Annotated in this window: 19 protein-coding genes and 2 pseudogenes; 18 read left to right on the forward strand and 3 right to left on the reverse strand. The window is 36.9% G+C overall.

The genetic code is table 11. The features are described from left to right. Positions 1–7 precede the first annotated feature (7 nt). On the forward strand, positions 8–823 hold the full coding sequence (locus tag acear_RS04835) for a hypothetical protein (RefSeq protein ID WP_013277892.1): 816 nt from the start codon (positions 8–10) through the stop codon (positions 821–823). Between the two features lie 156 nt (positions 824–979). Here the strand turns inward: acear_RS04835 and acear_RS04840 are convergent. Continuing rightward, a pseudogene (locus acear_RS04840) lies at positions 980–2,142 on the reverse strand (IS3 family transposase). 157 nt (positions 2,143–2,299) lie between these two features. Here acear_RS04840 and acear_RS04850 point away from each other — a divergent pair. The 3 genes from acear_RS04850 to acear_RS04860 all read left to right on the forward strand — a co-directional run bounded on the left by acear_RS04850 (position 2,300) and on the right by acear_RS04860 (position 4,997). Next, entirely contained in the window at positions 2,300–2,494 is a 195-nt protein-coding gene (locus acear_RS04850; RefSeq protein WP_013277894.1) for a YwbE family protein, read from the forward strand. Positions 2,495–2,952: 458 nt separating this feature from the next. Continuing rightward, positions 2,953–3,813, forward strand: coding sequence for an Hsp33 family molecular chaperone HslO (gene hslO, locus acear_RS04855; RefSeq protein ID WP_013277895.1), 861 nt, complete (start codon positions 2,953–2,955; stop codon positions 3,811–3,813). 59 nt (positions 3,814–3,872) lie between these two features. Continuing rightward, positions 3,873–4,997, forward strand: coding sequence for an amidase domain-containing protein (locus acear_RS04860; protein ID WP_013277896.1), 1,125 nt, complete (start codon positions 3,873–3,875; stop codon positions 4,995–4,997). Between the two features lie 4 nt (positions 4,998–5,001). Here the strand turns inward: acear_RS04860 and acear_RS12335 are convergent, their stop codons facing one another. Then, entirely contained in the window at positions 5,002–5,364 is a 363-nt protein-coding gene (locus acear_RS12335) for a YetF domain-containing protein (RefSeq protein ID WP_083771334.1), read from the reverse strand. A 108-nt stretch (positions 5,365–5,472) separates the two neighbouring features. On the opposite strand from acear_RS12335, the pseudogene acear_RS13005 reads away from it, so the two are divergent. Further along, a pseudogene (locus tag acear_RS13005) lies at positions 5,473–5,628 on the forward strand (aldo/keto reductase); the annotation flags it as partial. 87 nt (positions 5,629–5,715) lie between these two features. Here acear_RS13005 and acear_RS04870 read toward each other — a convergent pair. Then, positions 5,716–5,961: an AbrB/MazE/SpoVT family DNA-binding domain-containing protein gene (locus tag acear_RS04870; RefSeq protein ID WP_013277897.1), complete on the reverse strand. Its 246-nt coding sequence runs from the start codon at positions 5,959–5,961 to the stop codon at positions 5,716–5,718. A 267-nt stretch (positions 5,962–6,228) separates the two neighbouring features. Between acear_RS04870 and acear_RS04875 the strand changes: the two genes are divergently transcribed. From acear_RS04875 to acear_RS04935, 13 genes are all read left to right on the forward strand, one after another. Continuing rightward, positions 6,229–6,423, forward strand: a complete 195-nt coding sequence (locus acear_RS04875; protein WP_013277898.1) for a hypothetical protein — start codon at positions 6,229–6,231, stop codon at positions 6,421–6,423. Between the two features lie 234 nt (positions 6,424–6,657). Next, positions 6,658–8,442, forward strand: coding sequence for a sigma-54 interaction domain-containing protein (locus acear_RS04880; protein WP_013277899.1), 1,785 nt, complete (start codon positions 6,658–6,660; stop codon positions 8,440–8,442). A 431-nt stretch (positions 8,443–8,873) separates the two neighbouring features. Beyond that, positions 8,874–9,725, forward strand: a complete 852-nt coding sequence (gene panB, locus acear_RS04885) for a 3-methyl-2-oxobutanoate hydroxymethyltransferase (protein WP_013277900.1) — start codon at positions 8,874–8,876, stop codon at positions 9,723–9,725. A gap of 39 nt (positions 9,726–9,764) precedes the next feature. Further along, positions 9,765–10,991: an NAD/NADP-dependent octopine/nopaline dehydrogenase family protein gene (locus tag acear_RS04890; protein ID WP_013277901.1), complete on the forward strand. Its 1,227-nt coding sequence runs from the start codon at positions 9,765–9,767 to the stop codon at positions 10,989–10,991. Positions 10,992–11,123: 132 nt separating this feature from the next. Then, positions 11,124–12,548, forward strand: a complete 1,425-nt coding sequence (locus tag acear_RS04895; protein WP_013277902.1) for a trimethylamine methyltransferase family protein — start codon at positions 11,124–11,126, stop codon at positions 12,546–12,548. A 25-nt stretch (positions 12,549–12,573) separates the two neighbouring features. Next, entirely contained in the window at positions 12,574–13,365 is a 792-nt protein-coding gene (locus acear_RS04900) for an aspartate/glutamate racemase family protein (RefSeq protein WP_013277903.1), read from the forward strand. A 51-nt stretch (positions 13,366–13,416) separates the two neighbouring features. After that, on the forward strand, positions 13,417–14,997 hold the full coding sequence (locus acear_RS04905; protein ID WP_013277904.1) for a BCCT family transporter: 1,581 nt from the start codon (positions 13,417–13,419) through the stop codon (positions 14,995–14,997). A 17-nt stretch (positions 14,998–15,014) separates the two neighbouring features. Beyond that, positions 15,015–16,430, forward strand: coding sequence for a trimethylamine methyltransferase family protein (locus acear_RS04910; RefSeq protein WP_013277905.1), 1,416 nt, complete (start codon positions 15,015–15,017; stop codon positions 16,428–16,430). A gap of 47 nt (positions 16,431–16,477) precedes the next feature. Continuing rightward, a complete protein-coding gene (locus acear_RS04915; protein WP_013277906.1) occupies positions 16,478–17,107 on the forward strand; it encodes a corrinoid protein in 630 nt (209 codons plus the stop codon). 30 nt (positions 17,108–17,137) lie between these two features. Then, positions 17,138–17,935, forward strand: a complete 798-nt coding sequence (locus acear_RS04920; protein ID WP_013277907.1) for a methyltetrahydrofolate cobalamin methyltransferase — start codon at positions 17,138–17,140, stop codon at positions 17,933–17,935. 83 nt (positions 17,936–18,018) lie between these two features. Then, on the forward strand, positions 18,019–18,798 hold the full coding sequence (locus acear_RS04925) for an aspartate/glutamate racemase family protein (RefSeq protein WP_013277908.1): 780 nt from the start codon (positions 18,019–18,021) through the stop codon (positions 18,796–18,798). A gap of 51 nt (positions 18,799–18,849) precedes the next feature. Further along, the gene (locus acear_RS04930) at positions 18,850–20,799 is read left to right on the forward strand and encodes a methyl-accepting chemotaxis protein (RefSeq protein ID WP_013277909.1); all 1,950 of its coding nucleotides are present in this window, start codon (positions 18,850–18,852) and stop codon (positions 20,797–20,799) included. Positions 20,800–20,823: 24 nt separating this feature from the next. Further along, positions 20,824–22,101, forward strand: coding sequence for an aconitase X (locus tag acear_RS04935; RefSeq protein ID WP_013277910.1), 1,278 nt, complete (start codon positions 20,824–20,826; stop codon positions 22,099–22,101).

Raw genomic sequence — 22,101 nt, forward strand, 5'->3', positions numbered from 1 at the left:
GATAATAATGAATACGATTAGTAAATTGAAATTTTCATCATCAATCTTGAAGAAAGCAAAGGAATTTGGAGCAGACTTAGTAGGAATTGCAGATGTAGATGAATTAAAAGAATCTCCTTCACATACGGCGGCTCCTAAAATATCTCCAGTAGAAGTGGGGCAGAGAGAAGGCGACTTAGAGCCTGGAGAAGCTGCCTGGCCTGAAGGTGGTAAGAGCGTTATTGTAACTGCCATTTCTCATCCGGAAGATAAGCCGGAATTGGATTGGTGGCACGGTAAACACTCTCCTCCTGGCAATCAAAAGCTTGTTACTGTCATTAAAGAGTTGATTAAATGGATTAACAATAATTATGAAGAAGTAGAAACGCATTATATACCGTATCATGTTGAAAAAGGCGGGATCTTTTTAAAGGATGCAGCTGTTATGGCGGGACTGGGCTGTATAGGACGAAATAATCTTTTGGTTTCTCCTGAATATGGTCCAAGAGTTAGGCTGCGGGCTATGATAGTTGATGTAGAACTGCCTCCCACAGGCCCTATAACATTTGATCCCTGTTCTGACTGTGAGGAATACTGTTTAGAAAAGTGTCCGCAGAACTCATTTGGTTCAATAATTTATGACCGAGAAGAGATTGGTCAGGAAAGACTTCCCGGTAGAATTGGTGACTATAGTCGTTTTAAGTGTAATGATCAGATGGAAAAGAATATAGAAACTGCCGAAGAAAAGGATGAAAAGGTGCTCTATGAACCAAGCGGCGAAATGGTTCAACTGTTAAAGTACTGTCGAAATTGTGAGTTTTCGTGTCCGATAGGAAAAGAATAAGAGTTGTGAACGAATATTAGCATCCATTATGAGTAACTATTGAACTGAGTTCATCTTCTCCAATAGTTGCCTTTTTTTATATAATTCAATAAGATACTATAAACTCCAATATATAATATGTTGGAGTGAGGTTCCCCCATTAAATTAGACACTATATTAAGCCATTTTTCTCTCTTTCTCGTAGTCTTTCGGACTCATGTAATCTAAATATGAATGTAGCCTAACTTTATTATAGTAACTAGCAATATATTCAAATATATCTAACCTAGCTTGATTTCTGGTTAAATACTTTTTATGATAAACTAACTCAATCTTCAAAGTACCAAAGAAACTTTCAGCAACTGCATTATCCCAACAGTCACCTTTACGACTCATTGAGGATCTAATACTATGCTGTTTAAATAAATTCTGTACTTTGTGGCTTGCATACTGGCTACCTCTATCAGAGTGGAATATAAGTCCTGCTTCAGGGTTGCGGCGACTTATAGCCATCTTAGTTGCTGACATTATTAAATCTGTATTTATTCTTTTACTCATAGAATAGCCAACTACTTTTCTTGAATAGAGATCAATTACAACTGCCAGGTAAAGCCAACCCTTTTTAGTTGATATATAAGTAATATCAGAGACCCAGACTTTATCTGGTTTATCTATATCAAAATCCCTTTTTAGGAGATTTTCTTTTAAAGGTAAGTCATGATTTGAATTGGTAGTTCTTTTAAACTTTCTTTTTTTGAATTGCTTTTAAACCCATTATCCGCATTAACCTAGCAACTCTTTTAATGTTCACTGTATAACCCTCTTTTCGCAGCACTCTATGAATTCTAGGGCTACCATATGTTCCATTATGCTGCCAGTAAATTTCAGCTATTTTAAGTTTTAATTTTTATTTATTTTTTCTCTTTGAGATGGTTTTCTATTTAACCATTTATAATATCCAGAGCGGGACACCTCTAAAACCTGACACATCTTCACCACAGTAAATTGATCACTGTGGTCCCTGATAAAACCGTAAATTACTTCGCTTCGTTCGAGAAGATGCTTACGGCCTTTTTTAAAATATCACGCTCTGTTTTAGCATCTTTTAATTCTTTTTTTAGTCTTTGAATTTCTTTTTGTTCAGGAGTTAGTTTCTGTTTGCCATGGCCTGGAAAAGCAAGATCACCTTTATCTTTGTACTCTCTACGCCATCTAATTAAAGTACCATAAGGTATGTCAAGATTTTCAGATACATTTTTAACTGTTTTATCTGATCTATTTGATAGTTCAACAGCATCTTTTTTGAATTCTTCTGTATATGTTCTTCGTTTTTCTCCCAATTGTAGCACCTCCGTTACTTCTATTATATCGCTTAACTGGGTGTCTAACAAATTGGGGGAGGGTCAGAGTCTTTTAATATATTTTCACTTGAAGATGCTCTAGGAGTTTGATAAATTAAGATATGTGATAATTTTTGTAGCCAAAGGAGGTAATCTAATGAGCGGAAAAAATCGTAAAGACATAAAGCCTGGACTCAGCGTTTCAGTTGTTCAGAAGAAAGACCAGCGTTCAGGAAAATTGACTAAAGGCGTTGTCAAAGATATTTTAACTAATTCTTCTACTCATCCTCACGGGATTAAAGTACGTTTAGAGAGTGGAAAGGTTGGTAGAGTAAAAGAGATACATTCTTAATTAACTTGTATTATATTGATATATTGTTGCAGTTTCAAGATATTGCAGTGATAGTCAATATGTATCCGCCGCTTGCCGTTCGCTCAACGTCCTGTTTCGCTCACTGTCAAAAACTGCCCCTCCGTCGTCCATGACTCCGGGTCAGTTTTAAGAGTCGCTCTGGACACATATTGACTATTTGTAGCACAGAAATTTCATTGATCTGGTTTTAAACGCTTCCTCAGATAATTTTGCACAATTAGTTGATATCTTGCAAAAAGCGACTTTAAAGCAGTCCCACAAGAGAGAATAGTTAACATATAAAGCGGAATCTTTAAATCATAACACTAAGATTTATTTACTGCTGAGTGACTAGGACTGATTTCTGGAGCGTTTGCAAGATATCAACTCTAAACTGCAACAATATATCAATTATGTTTTAAGTAAAAAGTTTAGTCAATTAGAAGAGGTGATTATAAATGAAAGACTATTTAATCAGAGTAATGACTACCAACAAAGAAATTAGAGCTTTAGCAGTTAATTCAACTGGAGTCGTTAGAGAAGCCCAGAAAGCACATGATACAACTCCAGTGGCCACAGCAGCTTTAGGACGAACATTGAACGGAGCCTTGCTTATGGGATCTATGGTTAAGACCGGTCAGGAAACGGCGCTAAAGATTGCTGGCGATGGTCCATTAGGTAAGATAGCTGCGGAAGCCAATCATCACGGTGAAGTAAGGGGTTATGTTCAGAATCCTAAAGTAGATTTTATGACCAGCAGACAGGGAAAGCTGGATGTAGCTCAAGCTATAGGGAAAGGCCAGTTAGTTGTGCGCAAAGACTTAGGAGTAGAAGAACCCTATGAAGGTAGTGTTCCTTTAGTTTCTGGGGAGATTGGTGAAGATCTTACCTATTACTTTACTCAATCAGAGCAGGTTCCGTCGGCGGTAGGACTGGGAGTACTGGTGGATACTGATCTTTCAGTTAAAGCTGCCGGTGGATTTATTGTCCAATTACTGCCTGAAGCCAGCGAAGAGACAATAGAACAATTAGAAGAGAACTTAGCTGAGATAGAATCTGTAAGTAGATTAATTGATCATGGTTTAAGTCCAGAAGAGTTATTAGAAAAGATTCTATCCGGATTTGAGTTTAGAACTTTAGCTGAAAAAGAAGTTATTTATAAATGCAAATGCAGTAAGGAAGATACCAAGAATTTATTAGCTAGCTTAGGTAAAGAAGAGATAGAGGAGATAATAGCTGAGGAAGGTAAGATAGAGATTGAATGCCATTTTTGTGGTGAAGTATATCAGTACAGTAAAGAAGAGGTTGAAGAAATATAAAGAATATCTCTCCAAATTTATGCATATAATTCTATATGTATAAATTTGGGAGGGGGAATATGCTTATTTTCATCAAATCAAAAAGAAAGATGGTACTGCTGTTGGTTATAGGCTGTTTAGTACTTTATGGTTCGGGAGTCTATTTACAGAATTACTTTCCCGAGGATTCTGCTGTACCTGTAAGTGAAGACATAGAAGATATGTTGACTACAAAAGTACAAGATATATTTAAGGTGCGGAATAAAGCCTTACTAGAAAAGGAAACAGATAAGCTAGAAAGCTTATATAGTACAGAGACTAAAGGAAGATGGGCCTATGAGCATGAGCTTAAAAGAATGAAGTATCTACATAAGTGGTCAGATAAACAAGGAGTGGAATTTAAAGAGATCGATTCCCGGATTGTTGTAAAGCGTATTGAAGAAGAAGAGGATGGATTTTCAGTAAATCTATCAGTTTCTACAGAATATCAGTATGTATATGAAGATTCACCAGAGACAGATAACTCCTTTAGAACCGGAAGTTATCATGTTCTGGACTTAGCTCCTCAAGATGAAGAATTAGTTATTACCAAGGAATGGTACAGAGATCCCTTTGCCGATTCCTTAAATTTAGATGAGCTTAAAGACCAAAAGGTCAAAGAGTTGATTCTTTCGAAAGAGCCCAAAGATTTATCTGACCTAGATGAAAAAAGAAAGAAGGCTTTAGAATATGTAGACCAGTATTGTGGTGCTGCTAGTCCACCGGAATATGGTTTTGAATATAACTCTGACTATAAAAATTATAATTATCAAGGTGGAGACTGTACCAACTTTCTTTCGCAAGTATTATATGAAGCAGGGGGATTCAGTAAAGATAGCACCTGGAATTATAGTCAGGGCAGTGGAAGTAAGGCCTGGGTAAATGCCCATGTTTTCAATAGATATATGTTAAATAGCGGTAGAGGCTCTTTAATTGCCCGCGGTACCTATGATGAAGTATTAGAACCTTCTTACAAATTATTACCTGGAGATTATATAGCTTACGAAAAAAACGGAAAAGTTGCCCATGTATCCATTGTTACTGGTATAGACTCCAAAGGATATATCTTAGTTAACTCTCATAATGCAGATCGGCATAGAGTTCCCTGGGATTTGGGATGGAGCAATAAGGGGATTAAATTTTTGTTAGTGCGTGTCAATTATTAATAAATTATTGGAATGGAATTACATAAAGTCCATCTTCTTCTGACCATTCTGCATGAATAACATCCTGGAAGCTGTGGATTCCCTGATTAAATAATTCTTCTTCCAACCACTCTTTATCTAGCCCACATTTTCTAAGATTTTCTTTTAATACCTGTCCATCACTGATTAAAGCAATTGGCATATGGACATCCTGTTGGGTTAAATTTAAATCTTCCCGTTTGGGTGTTCCATATTGGTACTTGTTTAAAACAGTTATTTCACCATTAGGTTCTAAAATTGCATATTCTATCTCTTTAAAGGAGAGTACATCTTTTTGCCGGAGTAGCGATTGTAATTGGCTGATATTAATCCCCGTAGATTTATAAATTTATTTACTTCATACTTTAAATCAAAAGTATTGGGATAATTATCATCAGTTAGAAGTAGATATATTTGAATGGTTAGAAAAAGTTAAAGAAGAGCGGAAAGAGATGCTGTAGATTGGGCATTACAGTGGCTCTGGAATCAGCCGGAGGTTACTCTTATTTTAAGCGGTATGAGTACGCTTGATCAGGTTAAGGAAAATATTATAAGTGCTGATAAGTCCGGAATAAATACTTTAACTGGTAATGAATTGGAAATAGTTGAGAAAGCAGCAGCTTATTTTACTAAGTGATTGACTAAAAAAATATTCCCCAAGACCACTTATTACGGTTTTGGGGATTTTTTAATGGTCAATTTAAGCTGTTTCTGCCATTTCTTCTAAACATTTTTCGCATACTACTTTGTTTTTATATGCAGTAGTATTACTTGCTTCTCCGCAAAAGATACAAGCCGGTTCATACTTTTTAAAGATAATGCTATCATTGTCTACATATATTTCTACAGAATCTTTTGCTTCTAAGCTAAGTGTTCTTCTTATTTCAATTGGAATTACTATTCTTCCTAAATCATCTACTTTTCTAACAATTCCTGTAGCTTTCATTTATATCACCTCCTGTTTCGACAAAATTCATTATGTAAATTATAACATATGTTACATAAAAGATCAATATATATATATATTTACTATAAATTTTTATTTGTAAAGGTAAATAGCTATAACTTAATCGATATAGAATGGTAAGGTGTTTTTTAAAGATCATTTGATCTTTATTAATTAAAATTATGTTAAAATTTCTATGTAATTGACAGAAAGTCCTAACATCTTTTTTGTTTTTAGTCACAAAATAAAAGTAAGGAGGCTGTAAAAATGGCAGAAAATAATCAAGAAAATCAGGGTTTATTAAATGGAATTCTTGAACGAATAGTCGGAACTGGTGAAGACGGCAATGAAGAGCCTGGTATTGCTCAGGAAGAATTAGAGAATAATAATCAGGAAACATCTCCTGAAGCAGAATTTAGTGATGATGAAGAGGAAAGAGAATTAAATGTAGTAGAAGATTAGATGTATTAAGATGAGCCTCGCAGTTAATGCGGGGCTTTTATTATTGCTAACATTTTTAAATCAGCTGCTGAATATCTTTAAATTAGCTTGACCAGAGATAAGTTTATTAATATACTATTTATAATAAAGGAGATTTTGGTTGAAATATTGTTAGATATTAACATTAATATTAGATATAGGTTATATAGTGATTTTGATGACTATTGAGTCAACAGAAAAAAAGGGGGGGCTTAAATGACTAAACTAAGAGAAATAGGGAGTTTTCTTCAACGTGTAGCTGATGCTTTTGCAGCTGTTTTGGATTATGAAATAAGTATAGCTGATCATGAACTTACCTCACTTACTGGAACTGGTGAATTTGATAAGGAAATGAAGAGCTTATGTGGACAGGGAATGTCTCGTTATCTGTTATCAGATTCTGCAGCTACAACTAGTTTATTTGTCGAAGATACAAGTTCGAGTGAATTTTGTAAACACTGCCAATCTAAAGAAGTATGTCCTACTAAAGCGGCTATAGTATCCTGTATTAGATGCTCGGAACAGAAGATGGGAGCCTTTTCTTTAATAGCTGTTGATGAAAAACAACAGCAAACTATGATTGAAAATAAGTCAGAATTAATGTCTTTTTCCCAGAATGTGGCTAATTTCATTGCTAGTACTTTAGGAGAAAAGCAGATGCGGGATCAGATGAAAGTTATGGCTGATAGATTTAGGGCAGTAATTAATTCTGTTCATGAAGGTATTATTGCTATTAATGCTAAAGGAATAATTACACATATAAATCGGTCGGCAAAACAGTTGTTGGGAATTGGACAAGAAAAGTTAGGAGAAGATATTGATAATCTCTTTTCTAAGATTGAATTAGATAAAATCCTTCAAGAGATGCTTGAACAGAACTATAATTATTTTGAAGAAGAGATTGAATATAAGAAAGAAAATAAAAGTTTTCCTCTGCTCTGTAATATCACTTTAATCAATAATAATGATCAGATTGCAGGGGCAACTATATCTTTTAGAAAATTAGATGAAATGAAGAAATTAGCCAATCGAATTATGGCTGAAGATGAGAGAATTACTTTAGATAGCATTAAAGGGACAAGCAATCAGATTGTAAATATCAAGAAGAAGGTCAAAAAAGTTGCTTCTACTGACTCGACAATTTTAATTAGAGGTGCCAGTGGAACTGGAAAAGGTATGTTTGCTCAGGCTATTCATAAAGAGAGTAATAGATGTGATAATTCTTTTGTTACTGTCAATTGTGCAGCCATTCCTGAGAATCTGTTGGAATCAGAACTCTTTGGTTATGAGGAAGGAGCCTTTACTGGAGCTAAAAAAGGAGGCAAGCCGGGTAAGTTTGAGCTTGCTGATGAAGGTACTATATTTTTGGATGAAATAGGAGATATGCCTATTCAGTTTCAAGTTAAATTATTAAAAGCTATAGAAAATAAGAGAATAATGAGAGTAGGCGGTGTAGAACCAATTGATATCAATGTTCGGATTATTGCTGCTACTAATCAAGATTTAGATAAAATGGTTACCAAGGGGACATTTAGAGAAGATCTATTCTATAGATTAAATGTTATTCCCATCAATATTCCTCCCTTAAGAGAACGGCAGGAAGATATTTCTCTTTTGTTACATTTCTTTTTAGAAAAGTATGCTGAATTATTAAATAAAGAAATTAAAGATTTCACTGCAAAGGCTAAGAAAAAATTGCTTAATTATTCCTGGCCGGGTAATATTCGTGAACTGGAGAATACTATTGAATATGCTGTTAATCTTGAGACTTCTCATCAGATTACAATTCAAAGTTTACCTAACCGGATTCTAAAGTATCAATTACAGGTTGAAGAAAAAGATAGAGTTTTACCTATTAATGAAGTAGAAAAGAAGACTATAATCAAAGCTTTAAAAAAATTTGAGACTAAACAGAGAGCAGCTGAAGTATTGGGGATTAGTGAAACTACTTTATATCGTCGGATTAAAAAGTATAATATCGATTCAAATCGTTTAGATTAATTTTTCAAGCTATAAATTTTAATATATTTTATAAAACTTAAAAAAAGTCAGATAACTTCCTTTCAAAATGAAGCATTAGAAAACCAATCCTTTCAAAATGAAAGCCCCGGTTTATTGTTTGAGAGCTCAGGGGTTTAAGGTGATTCTGGCTTGATATGGGTTAAAGCACTCTTTCAGAATGAAAGAGTGCTTTTTGAATTGTTAGAATTTAAAAATTTTTTAAAGCAGTCTAACTCCTATCAATTCAGGGGGTTTATCAGAAATTTATAAATCAAATTATACCTTGGCATGAAAAATGCAACTTAATTATAGTGAACGATGATAGGAAATAAAGTTGATTTCAAATAATGTATTAAAACAGATTATCTTCAGAAAATTCATAATAGCAAAAAATTTATTAATTTAAAATCACAATAGAAAGGACTGATTAGATGGCAAAAAAGAAGAGTATTCTTGATTTTATGGAAATGAAGAAAGACGATGAAAAAGTTGCCTGGGTAACAGCTTATGATTATCCAATGGCATCATTTGCTGAACAGGCAGAAATGGATATGATCTTAGTTGGAGATTCGCTGGGAATGGTAGTCTTGGGATATGATGGTACTGTACCGGTAACTATGGAGGACTGTATTTCTCATTGTCAGGCAGTTCGAAGAGGAGCACCCAATACTTTCTGTGTTGGAGATTTACCTTTTATGTCTTATCAGATTTCTCCAGAAAAAGCAGTAGAGAATGCAGGACGCTTTCTTAAAGAATCTGATATGGATGCTGTTAAGCTGGAGGGCGGACGACGAGTTACTGACCAGATTGAAGCAATTACTGACGCAGGAATTGTTGTCTGTGGACATATCGGTTTAACTCCACAGAGTTCTGGCCAGTTGGGTGGATTTAAGGCCCAGGGTTTGACTGTTGAGAGTGCTAGAGAATTGATCAAAGATGCTGTTGCTGTTCAAGAAGCTGGAGCAAAGATGTTATTAGTAGAGGCTGTACCGCCGGAAGTAACAGAATTCATTACTGAAAAGCTGGATATTCCGGTCTATAGTATCGGTGCCGGCTTACCGTGTGACGGACAGTTGCTTATCTGCGGTGATATGCTCGGTATGTTCCAGGCCTTTACACCGAAGTTTGTTAAGCAGTATGCTAACATAGCTGAAGATGCAGTTGCTGGTTTTGAAGAGTATGTAAAAGAAGTAAAGAATAAAGAATTTCCTAAAGATGAACATGTCTATCACATTCAAGAAAGCGAAGAGAAGTTTGAAAAACTCTTTGACGAGTTCAAATAAATTTTCATTAGTAATTTAAATCTAAAAGGAGGAATACAAATGGGAAATATGGAGTATCTAAAAGACAAACCAATAGCAGTACTAGGAGCAGGAGCAGTTGGTAAGGCAATATCTGCAGATTGTGCATTAGCAGGGGCTGATGTAAGGCTCTGTGATCTGGAGCCGTTTGCTGAGGACACATTATTTAATGTAGAGGAAAAGGGAGTTAAGTTCTATGGTCAGCAGTTGAACCTATACGGCTTTGAAAGATCAGGAACTGCTCAATATGACAAAGTAACTACTGATGTAGCAGAAGCAGTCGAGGGAGCAGGAATTGTAATAGTAACCACTCCAGCCGTTGGTCATGAGCCTTTCTTTAAGGAGCTTATTCCGGCATTAGAAGATGGAATGGTAGTACATATCTTCCCAGATAATTATGGAACTTTAGTCTTAAGAAAGATGATGCGGGAGGCAGGCTGTGATAAGGATGTAATTATTGGTGGCTGGTCCAGTTCACCATATGGATGTAGAGTAGATATTAAAGGCGGCGTTGTCTTGCCTCAGATTAGAGCTTATTATCGAGCAATTACATTAAGAGGAGCATCACTTCCATCAACAGATCAGAATGATTTCTTAGAAAGCACGAAGTATATGGGCTGTATGGATGCAATAACTAACGGCGAAGGAGTAACTGGCGGCAATACAGTAATGGATACCGGCTTCAGTAATGTAAACCCAGTACTTCACTGTCCAGGAACACTATTAGGTGTTGGAGTAATGGAGAATTACGGTGTAGTCTTTGGTGAAGACGAATATAAGTATTCTATTTATTCACATGCTTACTGTCCATCAATTTCAGAAGTTCAGTATTCATTCTATGAGGAAGAGCGTGCTCTAGCTGAAGCGATGGGAGTTGGGATTCAGGACTTTGATAAAGACGACTTCTTCCATAGAGAAAATATCTTAGGCCAAGAGTACATGGGTGAAGACTACCGTATTCCTTTTGATGAGCAGGATGAGATCCAATTCGGTACGGGACCGCATGATATAGAAAATAGATATATAACGGAGGATATTCCAGTAGGCTGCCATGTATACCATGAATTAGGTGAGAGGTTTGATGTAGATACTCCAGTAATTGATGCTATGATTAATATTGCTTCAGCAATATTAGATCGAGACTTCTATGAAGAAGGCTATACTTTAGACTATTTAGGTATCGGCCATATGAATAAAGAAGAAATGTTAGATTATCTACATGAGGGAGAATATGTAGAGAAGGAGTAACAGATTGAGTTAAATACCTTATCCTTACCTAGTTGGGTAGGGATAAGGTATATTGTAGATAGAAAGTTTATTTTACTTTGATTATTCTGAATTTTATTATAGTTTAAGTTTTATTAAAGGAGGAATTGGCCAATGAATTCTAATTTAAAGGACAAAATAGGTTTTGAAGCTTTAACTGAAGAAAAGATCCAAGAAATCCATGATGCTTCCTTAACTATTTTAGAAGAACAAGGAGTAAAGGTTGATGATGATGAAATAAAAGAGATGTTAGCAGACCATGGAGCAGATGTTGAGGGAGATATGGTCTGTATTCCAAGTGAATTGGTTGAAAAAGCTGTGAATTCTGCTCCGGATTCTATAACTTTATATAATCGTTCAGGCGAAGTTTCGATGGAAGTTGGTAAAGAGACTATACATTTTGGAACCCATGCTGATATGCTGCAGATTATAGATCCTTTCACTGATGAGGTTAGAGAATTTAAGCGTGAAGATACAGAAATGATGACTAAAGTTGCTGATTATCTGCCGAATATTGATTTTGCTCTTGCAGTTGGTCTAGCATCAGATGTTCCAGAAAAGATTCAGTCGCAGCTGGCTTTGTTAGATACAGTTCGAAACTTCAGTAAAACAATTAATTTCTCGTCTAATGATGTTCAAGGTCTAAAAGACCAATTAGAAATCTTAAGTATAGTAGCCGGCGATCTGAAGACCTTTAGCGAAAAGCCGTTTGCTTTCTATTACTGTGAACCAATTCCGCCGCTGTACCATCCACAGGAGAGTACTGATAAATTAAGACTTGTAGCTGAAGCCGGAGTACCGAGTGTCTATATGCCTTACTGCATGTTAGGAGGAACGGCTCCTATTACTTTTGCAGCTGCTTTAGCCCAATGTAATGCTGAGGTATTATCTGGAGTAGTTATCCATCAATTGATGAATGAAGGGGCACCTATTATTTACGGAGCAATGCCTTCAGTTTTTGATATGCAGACTACAGTAGGAGCTTATGCAGCTCCGGAATTCCATATGCTGATAGCTGCTGCTTCCGAACTGGCTGATTATTACGGTATTCCTTTCTATGGTACAGCCGGTGCATCTGATGCTAAAGTAATTGATGAACAGGCTGTCAGTGAAGGAACTATGTCCTGCTTTTCATCTATGTTAAGTAAAGCAGATTTAATACATGATGTCGGAATTATGGATCACTGTAATAGTTTATCACCGGAAATGTTAGTGCTGTATAATGAGATTTTAGATATGTTGAGTGTCTATAGAAGAGGAGTGCCGGTTAATTCAGACGAGTTAGCTCTTGATGTAATTGATGAAGTAGGAGCTGCTGGCCACTATCTAACTCACAGCCATACTAGTAAGAACTTTAAGAATATCTGGTATCCGGAGTTCTTCAGCCGAGCTATGGAAGGAGAAGAAGAATCACAGATTAGAAATAAAATTAAAGGGAAAATTGAAGAAATCATGGAAAACCATAAAGTATGTGTAGATAATGATAGAATAGATGATAAATTAGATGAAGTAGAATCTGAGTTATTTGAAAGAGTGTAAAGATTATATGAAGGAGGAATAATTAATGTTTCCTTATGTTAATAGAGACAGAGATCTGAATCATATTAAGGCAAGAGAGGGACATGCTTGTTACGGAATGGGTATTGGAATAATGATTTTGGATGATGTCTATCCTGGTTTTCCTGGCGATGTGCGTAATGCAAGTGCTTTTCCTTATCCTATTCAATATGAGATTGCTGAAGGTGTAGATAACTACACTTTAGTCTGGGAAGAGGATAAGTCTCCATGTCGTGAACCGATTTTGCGGGCGGCTAAAAAGTTAGAAGATATGGGCTGTCGAGCAATTGCTGCTGAATGTGGTTACTTTGCTTATTTCCAACAGGATGTTGCTGCTCATGTTGATGTGCCTGTCTTTATGTCAAGTCTGCTCCAGGTTCCTTTTATCCAACAGTTGATTGGGTCTGAAAAGGAAGTAGGTATCGTCTGTGCTCAAAAGAGGTTTTTGACTGATACTCATCTAGAGAAAGTCGGTATAGATCCAGATAGTAATATAGTAATTGCAGGAGCCCAGGACGAATACGGCTGTCCTGAGTTTGATAATCTCTGGGATCATGAAAAGCGTCCTGAAGTTCCGGAAATCTATTATGATAAAGCAGAAGAGGATATGATCAGAATCTGTAAAGAGTTTATAGAAAAGAATCCTGATATCGGAGCAATTATGCTAGAATGTACAGGTATGCAGCCTTTTGCTCGGGCAATTCAGCGAGAAATTGATCTACCTGTATTCAGCTGGGGAACCTTATTGGATTATGCTTATTCAGTTGTAGCTCATCGAGAGTATTACGGTCATGTTTAAAATTAGGCACTAGGAGAATAGATTAAACTAATATAAAGGGGGGCCAATATAGTGGCTAAAAATAAGGAAAAGTTTTCACCGCGTTGGGGAGTAATTATTCTGCCTGTATTAGTATTTGGTGCTGTCTTGATCATGGGCTTTATTAACTCAGAACTACTTGAATCAACACTGTATGGTTATTTCGAATGGTTTATGGTTAATTTTGGCTGGTTTGTTGATATAGCTGCATTAGGATTTGTTCTTTTCTGTTTAGGAATGATTGTCCATCCAATTGGTAATTTAAAATTTGGAGGAGAAGATGCAGAACCTGAATTTAGTTTTTGGCACTGGTTTGCCATGTCATTATGTGCTGGAATAGCAATCGGTATTGTAATGTGGCCGCCGGAAGTATTGATGCATACTCTTGAGCCTGCAAAAGGAATGGGTTTAGAACCTAAAAGTCCTGAAGCGATGTTGTGGGCTATGAAGAAGACATTCTTACATTGGACTCTTACACCGTATGCAATTTATGTAGTCTGTGGTACTATAATCGGTTATGTCCATTATAATTTACAGAAGAAATTTGCTGCTAGTTCAGCATTATATCCTCTGTTGGGAGATAAGGCTTTTGGTAAAGTAGCAACAGTTGTTGATTCAATTACCTTATTTGCTATCTGTGGAGGAGTAGCCGGTTCTTTAGGATACGGTATACTCCAATTAGGAAGTGCTTTAGAATTCAGCTTTGGGATTCAGCCGGGACCAGTGGTTTGGGGAGCAATTGCTACGGTGATTATAGCTTCCTATACAACTTCCAGTATTACTGGACTGGATAAAGGGATTCAATGGCTCAGTGATAAGAATACTTGGTTATTTATAGGACTCTTATTCTTTGTACTCTTTGCTGGACCGACAGCCTTCAGTTTAAATCTGACTACTCAGGCTGCCGGTGATTTCATTAATAACTTTATTCAGACTTCTACCTTTACCAGTCCATTTCAGTTATCTGGAGATATGTGGCCGCAGTGGTGGGATATGTACTGGTTTACAGACTGGTTATCCTTTGCTCCAATAGTCGGACTCTTTTTAGCCAGATTATGTTATGGTAGAACAATAAGACAGTTTGTAATTGTTAATCTTTTACTGCCGGCCGGCTTTGGTATGCTCTGGTTTGGGGTCTTTGGTTCATTCCTTCTTCATCTTGAGTTCTTCCAGGGAGCAGAGATAGCAGCGGTGATGGATGCCAAGGGTATGGAGATTCTAATGTTGAAGATGTTCGATTTCTTGCCATTATCCAATATAATTAGGCCGGTTATGATTCTAACAATCTTGATTTCGTTCATTACTTTAGCAGATTCTATGACTTCTACAACTTCTATGGTAAGTACTACTGGATTTGAGAAGTATACTACTGAAGAACCTCCGGTAAAAATGAAGGTTTTTTGGGGACTATTAATGGGAGGCGTTGCTGTAGTTTCTTTAATGATTGGCGGTATAGATGGAGTTAAAGTAATTAAGACTATGGCTGGTATTCCGATTCTCTTCTTTGAGGTATTAATGATAATTGGTTTTGTACGCCATAGAATGCATATGGGGTCAGATGATAATATGAATCTAGAGAGTGAAAGCCAGGAGAGTACTACCGTAGACCAATAACAAGGGGGGAGTAATAGATGATAAAGAGGAATTTCTTAGCCCAGGATATTTTATCCAATAACGAAATAGAAAAGATTCATAATGCTTCAATGAAGATATTAGAAAGCACAGGAATAGATATTCTACAGGAAGAAGCACAGGAGATCTTTGAAGAACATGGGGCTAAAGTAGAAGGAAAACGGGTTTATTTACCACGAAAGTTAGTTGAAGATGCCCTTGATAGGGCCCCTTCTTCTTTTACCTTACATGCCAGGAATCCGGAGAATAATGTAGTAATTGGTGGTAATAATTCAGTATTGGCTCCATCATCAGGGGTACCCTTTGTAACAGACCTGGATAACGGTAGGCGAGATGCTACTTTTGAAGATTATGTTAACCTAACTAAAATAGCTTCAGATAGTGATCATATTGATGTATTGGGAGGTCTTATTGTAGAGCCTACTGATGTGGCTGATGAGAAGAGGCATGCTAAGATGTTTTATGCCGGAGCTAAATATTCGGATAAATGTTTAGTAGGGAGCCGTTATGGAACAAAATCAGTTCAGGACTGTTTAGAAATGGCCCGGATACTCTTTGGGGAAGATGAGATTATAGATGATAGAGCAGTTTTAATTTCTATTATCAATACTAACAGTCCTCTGCAGTTAGACAATAGGATGCTCAGTTCGTTAATTGAATATGCTAAATATAATCAGGCTACAGTAATCACTCCAGCAGCTATGGCTGGCTCAACGGGTCCGATGTCTATTGCAGGGACACTGACTTTACAGAATGCAGAGGCAATAGCAGGAATTGTACTTACTCAGTTGATTAATCCAGGTGCTCCTGTAGTTTACGGCTGTGCCTCAACTATTACTGATATGAAAACGGCCGGCTTGGCTATCGGTAGCCCTGAATATGCTAAGTTTGTAGGGGCTAGTGCTCAACTAGCACGTTATTATGATATTCCATCTCGAGCAGGAGGTTCACTGACTGATTCTGTAATGGCTGATGCTCAGGCCGGCTATGAAGCAATGATGATGTTTATGTCTTCAATTAATCACGGTGTTAACTTTATTCTGCATTCACTAGGGATTTTAGACAGCTATATGATGGCTTCTTATGAGAAGTTTATTATTGATAATGAAATAGTAGGTATGGTAAAGAATTATCAATCTGGTATAGAAGTGAATGAAGAAATGATAGCAGAGGAAGTAATTAATAAAGTAGGGCCAGCTGGTCATTTCTTGGAAGATGCACATACTCTACAGCATATGAGAGACTTCCGTGCCCCAGAGATAAGTAATAGGGCCGGATATAATGGAGAAGATAATCTAATTACAACGGCTGAAAGGGCCAATGAAAAGTGGAAGGATACTTTAGCTAACTTTGAAGAGCCGTATCTTGATTCTGTTATAGAAGAGAGATTAACTGAATATATGGAAAGCTTATAAAATGATTAATTTAAAATTCAAATATAAAAATAGGAGGTATTATTAGGATGAGTGAATTTAAAGAGATTGCTAATGCAGTAATTGATGGAGAAGTGGAAAAGGTAGCTGAAATAGCTCAAGAGTTAGTAGATGCTGGTAAAAAGCCAAGCGAGATTATTAAAGAAGGATTAGTTGCTGGTATGGATGTTGTTGGGGATAGATTCAAGAATAATGAAATGTTTGTACCAGAGGTATTGATTTCAGCTAAGTCTATGCATGCAGGAATGGATATCGTTAAGCCACTATTAGCAGAGGCTGATACCTCTTCGGCAGGAACAGTAGTAATTGGTACTGTCGAAGGAGATCTTCATGATATTGGTAAGAACTTAGTAGCAATGATGATTGAAGGAGCAGGTTATGAAGTAGTAGACTTAGGAGTAGATAAATCAGCCGATGAGATTGTAGAAGCAGTTAAAGAGCATCAGCCGGATGTAGTAGGGCTGTCAGCTCTATTAACTACAACTATGCCGGCTATGGAAGAAGCAATTGAAGCCTTAGAAGAGGCAAGCATAAGAAATGAAGTTAAGGTTATTTTAGGTGGTGCTCCAGTAAGTAAAGACTTTGCTGATGAAATCGGTGCTGATGGCTATGCGCCTGACGGAAGTGTCGCCACTGATTTAGTACGTAAGTTTGCCTAAATAAAAGATATAAAGTAGGGGGATAAGTAGATGATAATTATTGGAGAATTAATCAATACGAGTCGTGATGAAGTAGAACCTGCAGTTAAGGATAGAGATACTGAGTTTATTCAAGAGTTGGCTAAAAAGCAGGAAGAAGCCGGAGCTGACTATATCGATGTTAATTGCGGAACCTTAATTAAGGAAGAGCCAGAAGCACTAGAGTGGTTAGTTGAAACAGTACAGGAAGTTGTAGATGTACCATTATGTATCGATAGTCCTGATCCAGAAGCAATTAAAAGAGGCCTAGAGGCTCATGAGGGCAAAGCCTTAGTCAATTCAATTACTGCCGAAGAAGATAGATTCCAAGAGATTCTACCATTAATTCAGGAATATGATGCTCAAATTATAGCCTTAGTGATGAATGAGGAAGGTATGCCTGAAGATGATACGGATAGAATTGAAACAGCAACTAAGCTAATTGAGGATCTAACTGCTGAGGGTATTGCCGAAGATGATATCTATGTTGATCCAATTATTCAGCCGATCGGAACTGATGAGGAGATGGGAGAATATATTCTATCTGCTATTGATGAGATTACTAACAAATATCAAGAAGTACATATTACTTGTGGGCTAAGCAATATCTCTCACGGTCTGCCGCAGAGAAAGCTTTTAAATCAGACTTTCGTAGTACTAGCAATGAGTAGAGGTATGGATAGTGCTATTTTGGATCCCTTGGACGAAAAGATTATGTCTCTGGCTACGGCGGCTGATACTTTATTAGGGAAGGATCAGTACTGTAGTAATTACATTAAAGCATCCAAGAGTGATAAATTAACTGTTTAATTTGAATAGCTTTATTAAAAAAGGGGAGATTATCTCCCCTTTTATCTATTTATTAGTTCCAACTAAGTCAAAGGAGGGAGATTATGACCTGTAATCATTATGGTTATCTTGGAGAAGAATCTGATAAAGAGAATGAATTTTCTATTGAGAAGGGCCAGGTTATTGCTGGTTATACTATAGGGATTCTATTACTGGATGTCTGGTACCCATTAATGCCTGGTAATGTAGTAAATGCTTCAACATATGATTTTCCAGTACGCCATAAGTTAGTTAAGGGAGCAACACAGGAGAGAATGCATACTGGTGATCCGACACTGCTTGATGATTTGGTTGAGGCCGGTAGAGAGCTAGAGAAGGAAGGAGTACGGGCTATTATAGGAGCCTGCGGCTATTTTGGCCATTTCCAACCGCAGTTAGCCGATGAGCTTGAGGTGCCTGTTTACTTATCCAGTTTGGTTCAAATTCCTTTAATAGAGCAGGGCTTAAAGAGCAACCAAAAGATTGGGATTTTATGTGCTGATGAGGAAAATCTAACTTCCGAATTAATGGAAAAGTGTGGAGCTAGGGACCCTGATATCTGTGTAGTAAAGGGTTTAGGGGATAAGCCGGAATTTTCAGCTCTGCCCAATAGTGACCGGGGAGAGTTTGATAATGGTAAGGTGCGGGATGAAGTAGTGACTGGAGCCAAAAATCTAGTGGAGGAGCATGAAGATGTTGGAGCAATACTATTAGAATGTAGTGATATGCCTCCTTATGCAGCTGATGTGCAGCGAGCCGTTAACCTGCCTGTCTATGACTTTATTACTATGATTAATTGGGTACATAATTCTGTAGCTCAGAAGCCTTATTATGGATTTTTATAAAAGCATTGATTACTAAACAGATAATATAAAAGTGATCTGGAGGCGTCTTTTATGAAGAAGATATATGATTTTTTTGATGATCAGACTATTCAAAGTAAGTTGATTGTTTTAATGTTATTAATTGGATTGGTACCTATAATTACTTTAGGTTATTTTGAAGTTCAAGAAACTAAAGCTACAATAAAAGAATCATTTATTAATTCAACTACAAAAGAGATCAAGCAGGTAGATAATGCTATCAATCTTTATTTTGAAACTATTAAAGAGAACTGTAAGATGTTTGCAGCTGATTCTAGTGTGAAGAAGGCAGATAAAACAATAACTACATATACAGATAAGGTAACAAGTGAAGAATTGAATCTAACACCGCTTGAAAATGGCGGTCTTGAAGCAGAGATCTATAAAGAGTATTTAAATTTTGCTAAGTCCCACTCTAATACCGCTTATGTCTATATGGGAACCGAGTATGGCAGTTATATTCAATGGCCGGCAACTTCTCTTAGAAAGAATTATGATCCAAGAGAAAGACCTTTTTATGAAATTGCAATGAAAAATAAAGGTGAAGTTGTGAGAACAAGTCCATATGCTTCTGCTGACGGTACAGGAGCTATTATAAGTACAGTTACAACAATTAAAGATGAGACTGGTGAGGTTATAGGTGTGCAGGGACTTGATGTTAGTTTAGAAAGTTTAGCAGATCTGGTAAAGAATATGAAGATTGGAAAGACAGGTTATGTAATTATGACTACCAGTGATGGAACTATTTTAGCCCATCCTAAGAAGCCAGAGTTAAACTTTAAAAATGTAAGAGAACTTGGGGTTGATAAATTAAATAATCTATCTAATATAGAGCAGGATAACTTTAAAGCGGTTATGAATAATAAAGATTATCTTATGAATGTATATACTTCATCCAAAACAGGCTGGAAGTTTATAGCAGTAGTTGAAGAGTCGGAATTAGCTGAGGCACTGAGCGGTATATATAAACAGATAATCTGGATAACAGCATTGGCTGCACTGGTAATTATAGCCACAGCAATATTGTTTTCTAAAAGATTTTCCCAGCCGATAGTTGATGCTACAAACTTTGCTCAAGAGATTGCTCGGGGTAATCTTAATGTGGAGTCATTACAGAATAAGTCCAATAATGAGATTGGAAACTTAGTCCAAGCATTAGATAAGATGCGGGATAATTTAAGGAATATGATTGCTGATTTAATGGATGCAATTGAAGATCTATCAGCCTATAGCCAGGAGCTTTCTGCTTCGGCAGAAGAAGGAAATGCAGTAATTGAAACTAATAATCAAAATTTAAACGAGATGGCCACAAGTATTCAACAGATTTCAGCTAGTAGTCAGGAGGTTACTGGTTTAGCCCAGGAAGCTAATTCCCAAACCCAGGCTGGTAGTAAGCAGATAGATAAGATTACTAGCATTAAAGGGATTAATCAAGTAGTAAGTAATGCTGTAGAAAATATTAATGAATTAAATGCTAATTCAGAGGAAATCGAGAAGATAGTAGATATAATAACTAATATAGCAGAACAGACTAACTTATTGGCTTTGAATGCAGCAATTGAAGCAGCCAGAGCTGGAGAAGACGGCCGGGGCTTTGCAGTAGTAGCTGAAGAGATCAGAGAGTTAGCTGAAGAGACAGCCGAAGCTACAAAAGAGATAGATGGCTTAATTCAGGATACCCAAAATAAATCAGAGGCCGGTTTAGAGGCCGTGAAAGAGATGAAGGATAAGATTGAAGATAGAAAGGAGACTTTACAGAAGACAAGTGAGGTTTTCTCTCAAATTGAGGCAGCAATTGAAGATACATCGACCCATATTCAGCAGACAGCTGTATCTACTCAGAACTTAGCTGAAAATAGTGAACAGGTAATGGATGCTTCTCAAGATATGAAGAATATGTCCCAGGAAGTGACCAATTCTTCTCAAGAATTAGCAAATATGGCTCAGAAGCTGCAGGGATTAATTGAAGAGTTTAAGGTTTAATAGAGGTATAGGAGGATAAATATTATGCTTAAGCTTACTGATTATGAAGAGCAGATGCTTGACGGTAAAGAAGGTAGATTAAAACAGGTTGCTATGGAGAAAATTGTTAAGTATGCAAAGGCTTTAGGGGCCAAAGAGTTATGTAAGGTTACTAAGGCTACCCTTTATTGTGGGGCACATGGATACTTGGATGTATTAGGATCAGATGATATAGATGAAATATTTTCGCAGATGAATATGTGTACTTCCGAAGAATTATCTTTAGATGAAATTGCAGAATGCTGTTTTGCTCAGACCTGTGTTGCTCCTATGGATTCGGATAAATGGGAGGATTTAGGAGTAACAGAAAGAAATTATCAGAAGAATGAAGAATTTTTAGATTACTATCTTGATGCCGGCGTTGAGATAGCAGGTTCCTGTGTTCCTTATTTAACCGGCTGGATTCCTCTTATGGGAGAACATTTTGTTACCAGTGAATCCCATGTTGTATTAATGTGTAATTCCATCTGGGGAGCCTGCGGCAACTCAGATGGTATTGAAGCAGGATTCTGGTCGGCAGTCTGTGGAAGAACCCCTAAATGGGGTAATCATATTATGGAGAATAGAAAAGGGACCCATCTTTTTAATTTGGAATGTAAATCAGAAACCATTGTAGACTGGGATTTGATCGGCTATACCGTCGGCCGCAAGCTTCCGTTTCATTCGGTTCCAGTTCTTGATGGTGAGTTTAGGAAGCCGGACATTATTAGATTAAAGCAGTGTTATGGTTCTATGGCAACAACCAGCGGGGCTGAGATGTGCCATATAGTTGGTGTAACTCCAGAAGCTAGAACATTGGATGAAGCTTTGGGAGTAGAAGAACCGCAGGAGATTATAACTATAACTGATGAGGATATTGCCCAGTCGCGGGCTATGTTATGCAGTGACAAGGAAGGTAAGGTTGAATTTGTTACTCTCGGCTGTCCTCATTATACAATCGAAGAGATTAAAGAGGTTGCAGAATTTTTAGAAGGAAAGACTATAGATTCGGAGGTTAAATTATTAGTCTGGACTACCTATACAATTAAAGCAATGGCTGATAGATCCGGATATACTGAAATTATCCAGCAGGCTGGAGGAGATATTTATACCAGCAGTTGCCCATTGGTGGCAGGTAAACGATCCCATCAAGGGGTAATCGGTATAGTTACAGATTCAGGTAAACAGTCCCATTATCTTAAGTCTGAGTCTTCTACAGATGTCTATTTTGGTAATAAATTCGAATGTTTGAAATCAGCCGTTACTGGAAAATGGGAGGTTTAA

This window comes from Acetohalobium arabaticum DSM 5501 (genome assembly GCF_000144695.1).
GTDB lineage: Bacteria > Bacillota > Halanaerobiia > Halobacteroidales > Acetohalobiaceae > Acetohalobium > Acetohalobium arabaticum.

Excerpts from the sequence above, each read along its gene's own strand:
- acear_RS04835 (WP_013277892.1), top strand. The coding sequence starts at position 8 with ATGAATACGATTAGTAAATTGAAATTTTCATCATCAATCTTGAAGAAA.
- acear_RS04850 (WP_013277894.1), top strand. The coding sequence starts at position 2,300 with ATGAGCGGAAAAAATCGTAAAGACATAAAGCCTGGACTCAGCGTTTCA.
- hslO (WP_013277895.1), top strand. The coding sequence starts at position 2,953 with ATGAAAGACTATTTAATCAGAGTAATGACTACCAACAAAGAAATTAGA.
- acear_RS04860 (WP_013277896.1), top strand. The coding sequence starts at position 3,873 with ATGCTTATTTTCATCAAATCAAAAAGAAAGATGGTACTGCTGTTGGTT.
- acear_RS04870 (WP_013277897.1), bottom strand. The coding sequence starts at position 5,961 with ATGAAAGCTACAGGAATTGTTAGAAAAGTAGATGATTTAGGAAGAATA.
- acear_RS04875 (WP_013277898.1), top strand. The coding sequence starts at position 6,229 with ATGGCAGAAAATAATCAAGAAAATCAGGGTTTATTAAATGGAATTCTT.
- acear_RS04880 (WP_013277899.1), top strand. The coding sequence starts at position 6,658 with ATGACTAAACTAAGAGAAATAGGGAGTTTTCTTCAACGTGTAGCTGAT.
- panB (WP_013277900.1), top strand. The coding sequence starts at position 8,874 with ATGGCAAAAAAGAAGAGTATTCTTGATTTTATGGAAATGAAGAAAGAC.
- acear_RS04890 (WP_013277901.1), top strand. The coding sequence starts at position 9,765 with ATGGGAAATATGGAGTATCTAAAAGACAAACCAATAGCAGTACTAGGA.
- acear_RS04895 (WP_013277902.1), top strand. The coding sequence starts at position 11,124 with ATGAATTCTAATTTAAAGGACAAAATAGGTTTTGAAGCTTTAACTGAA.
- acear_RS04900 (WP_013277903.1), top strand. The coding sequence starts at position 12,574 with ATGTTTCCTTATGTTAATAGAGACAGAGATCTGAATCATATTAAGGCA.
- acear_RS04910 (WP_013277905.1), top strand. The coding sequence starts at position 15,015 with ATGATAAAGAGGAATTTCTTAGCCCAGGATATTTTATCCAATAACGAA.
- acear_RS04915 (WP_013277906.1), top strand. The coding sequence starts at position 16,478 with ATGAGTGAATTTAAAGAGATTGCTAATGCAGTAATTGATGGAGAAGTG.
- acear_RS04920 (WP_013277907.1), top strand. The coding sequence starts at position 17,138 with ATGATAATTATTGGAGAATTAATCAATACGAGTCGTGATGAAGTAGAA.
- acear_RS04925 (WP_013277908.1), top strand. The coding sequence starts at position 18,019 with ATGACCTGTAATCATTATGGTTATCTTGGAGAAGAATCTGATAAAGAG.
- acear_RS04930 (WP_013277909.1), top strand. The coding sequence starts at position 18,850 with ATGAAGAAGATATATGATTTTTTTGATGATCAGACTATTCAAAGTAAG.
- acear_RS04935 (WP_013277910.1), top strand. The coding sequence starts at position 20,824 with ATGCTTAAGCTTACTGATTATGAAGAGCAGATGCTTGACGGTAAAGAA.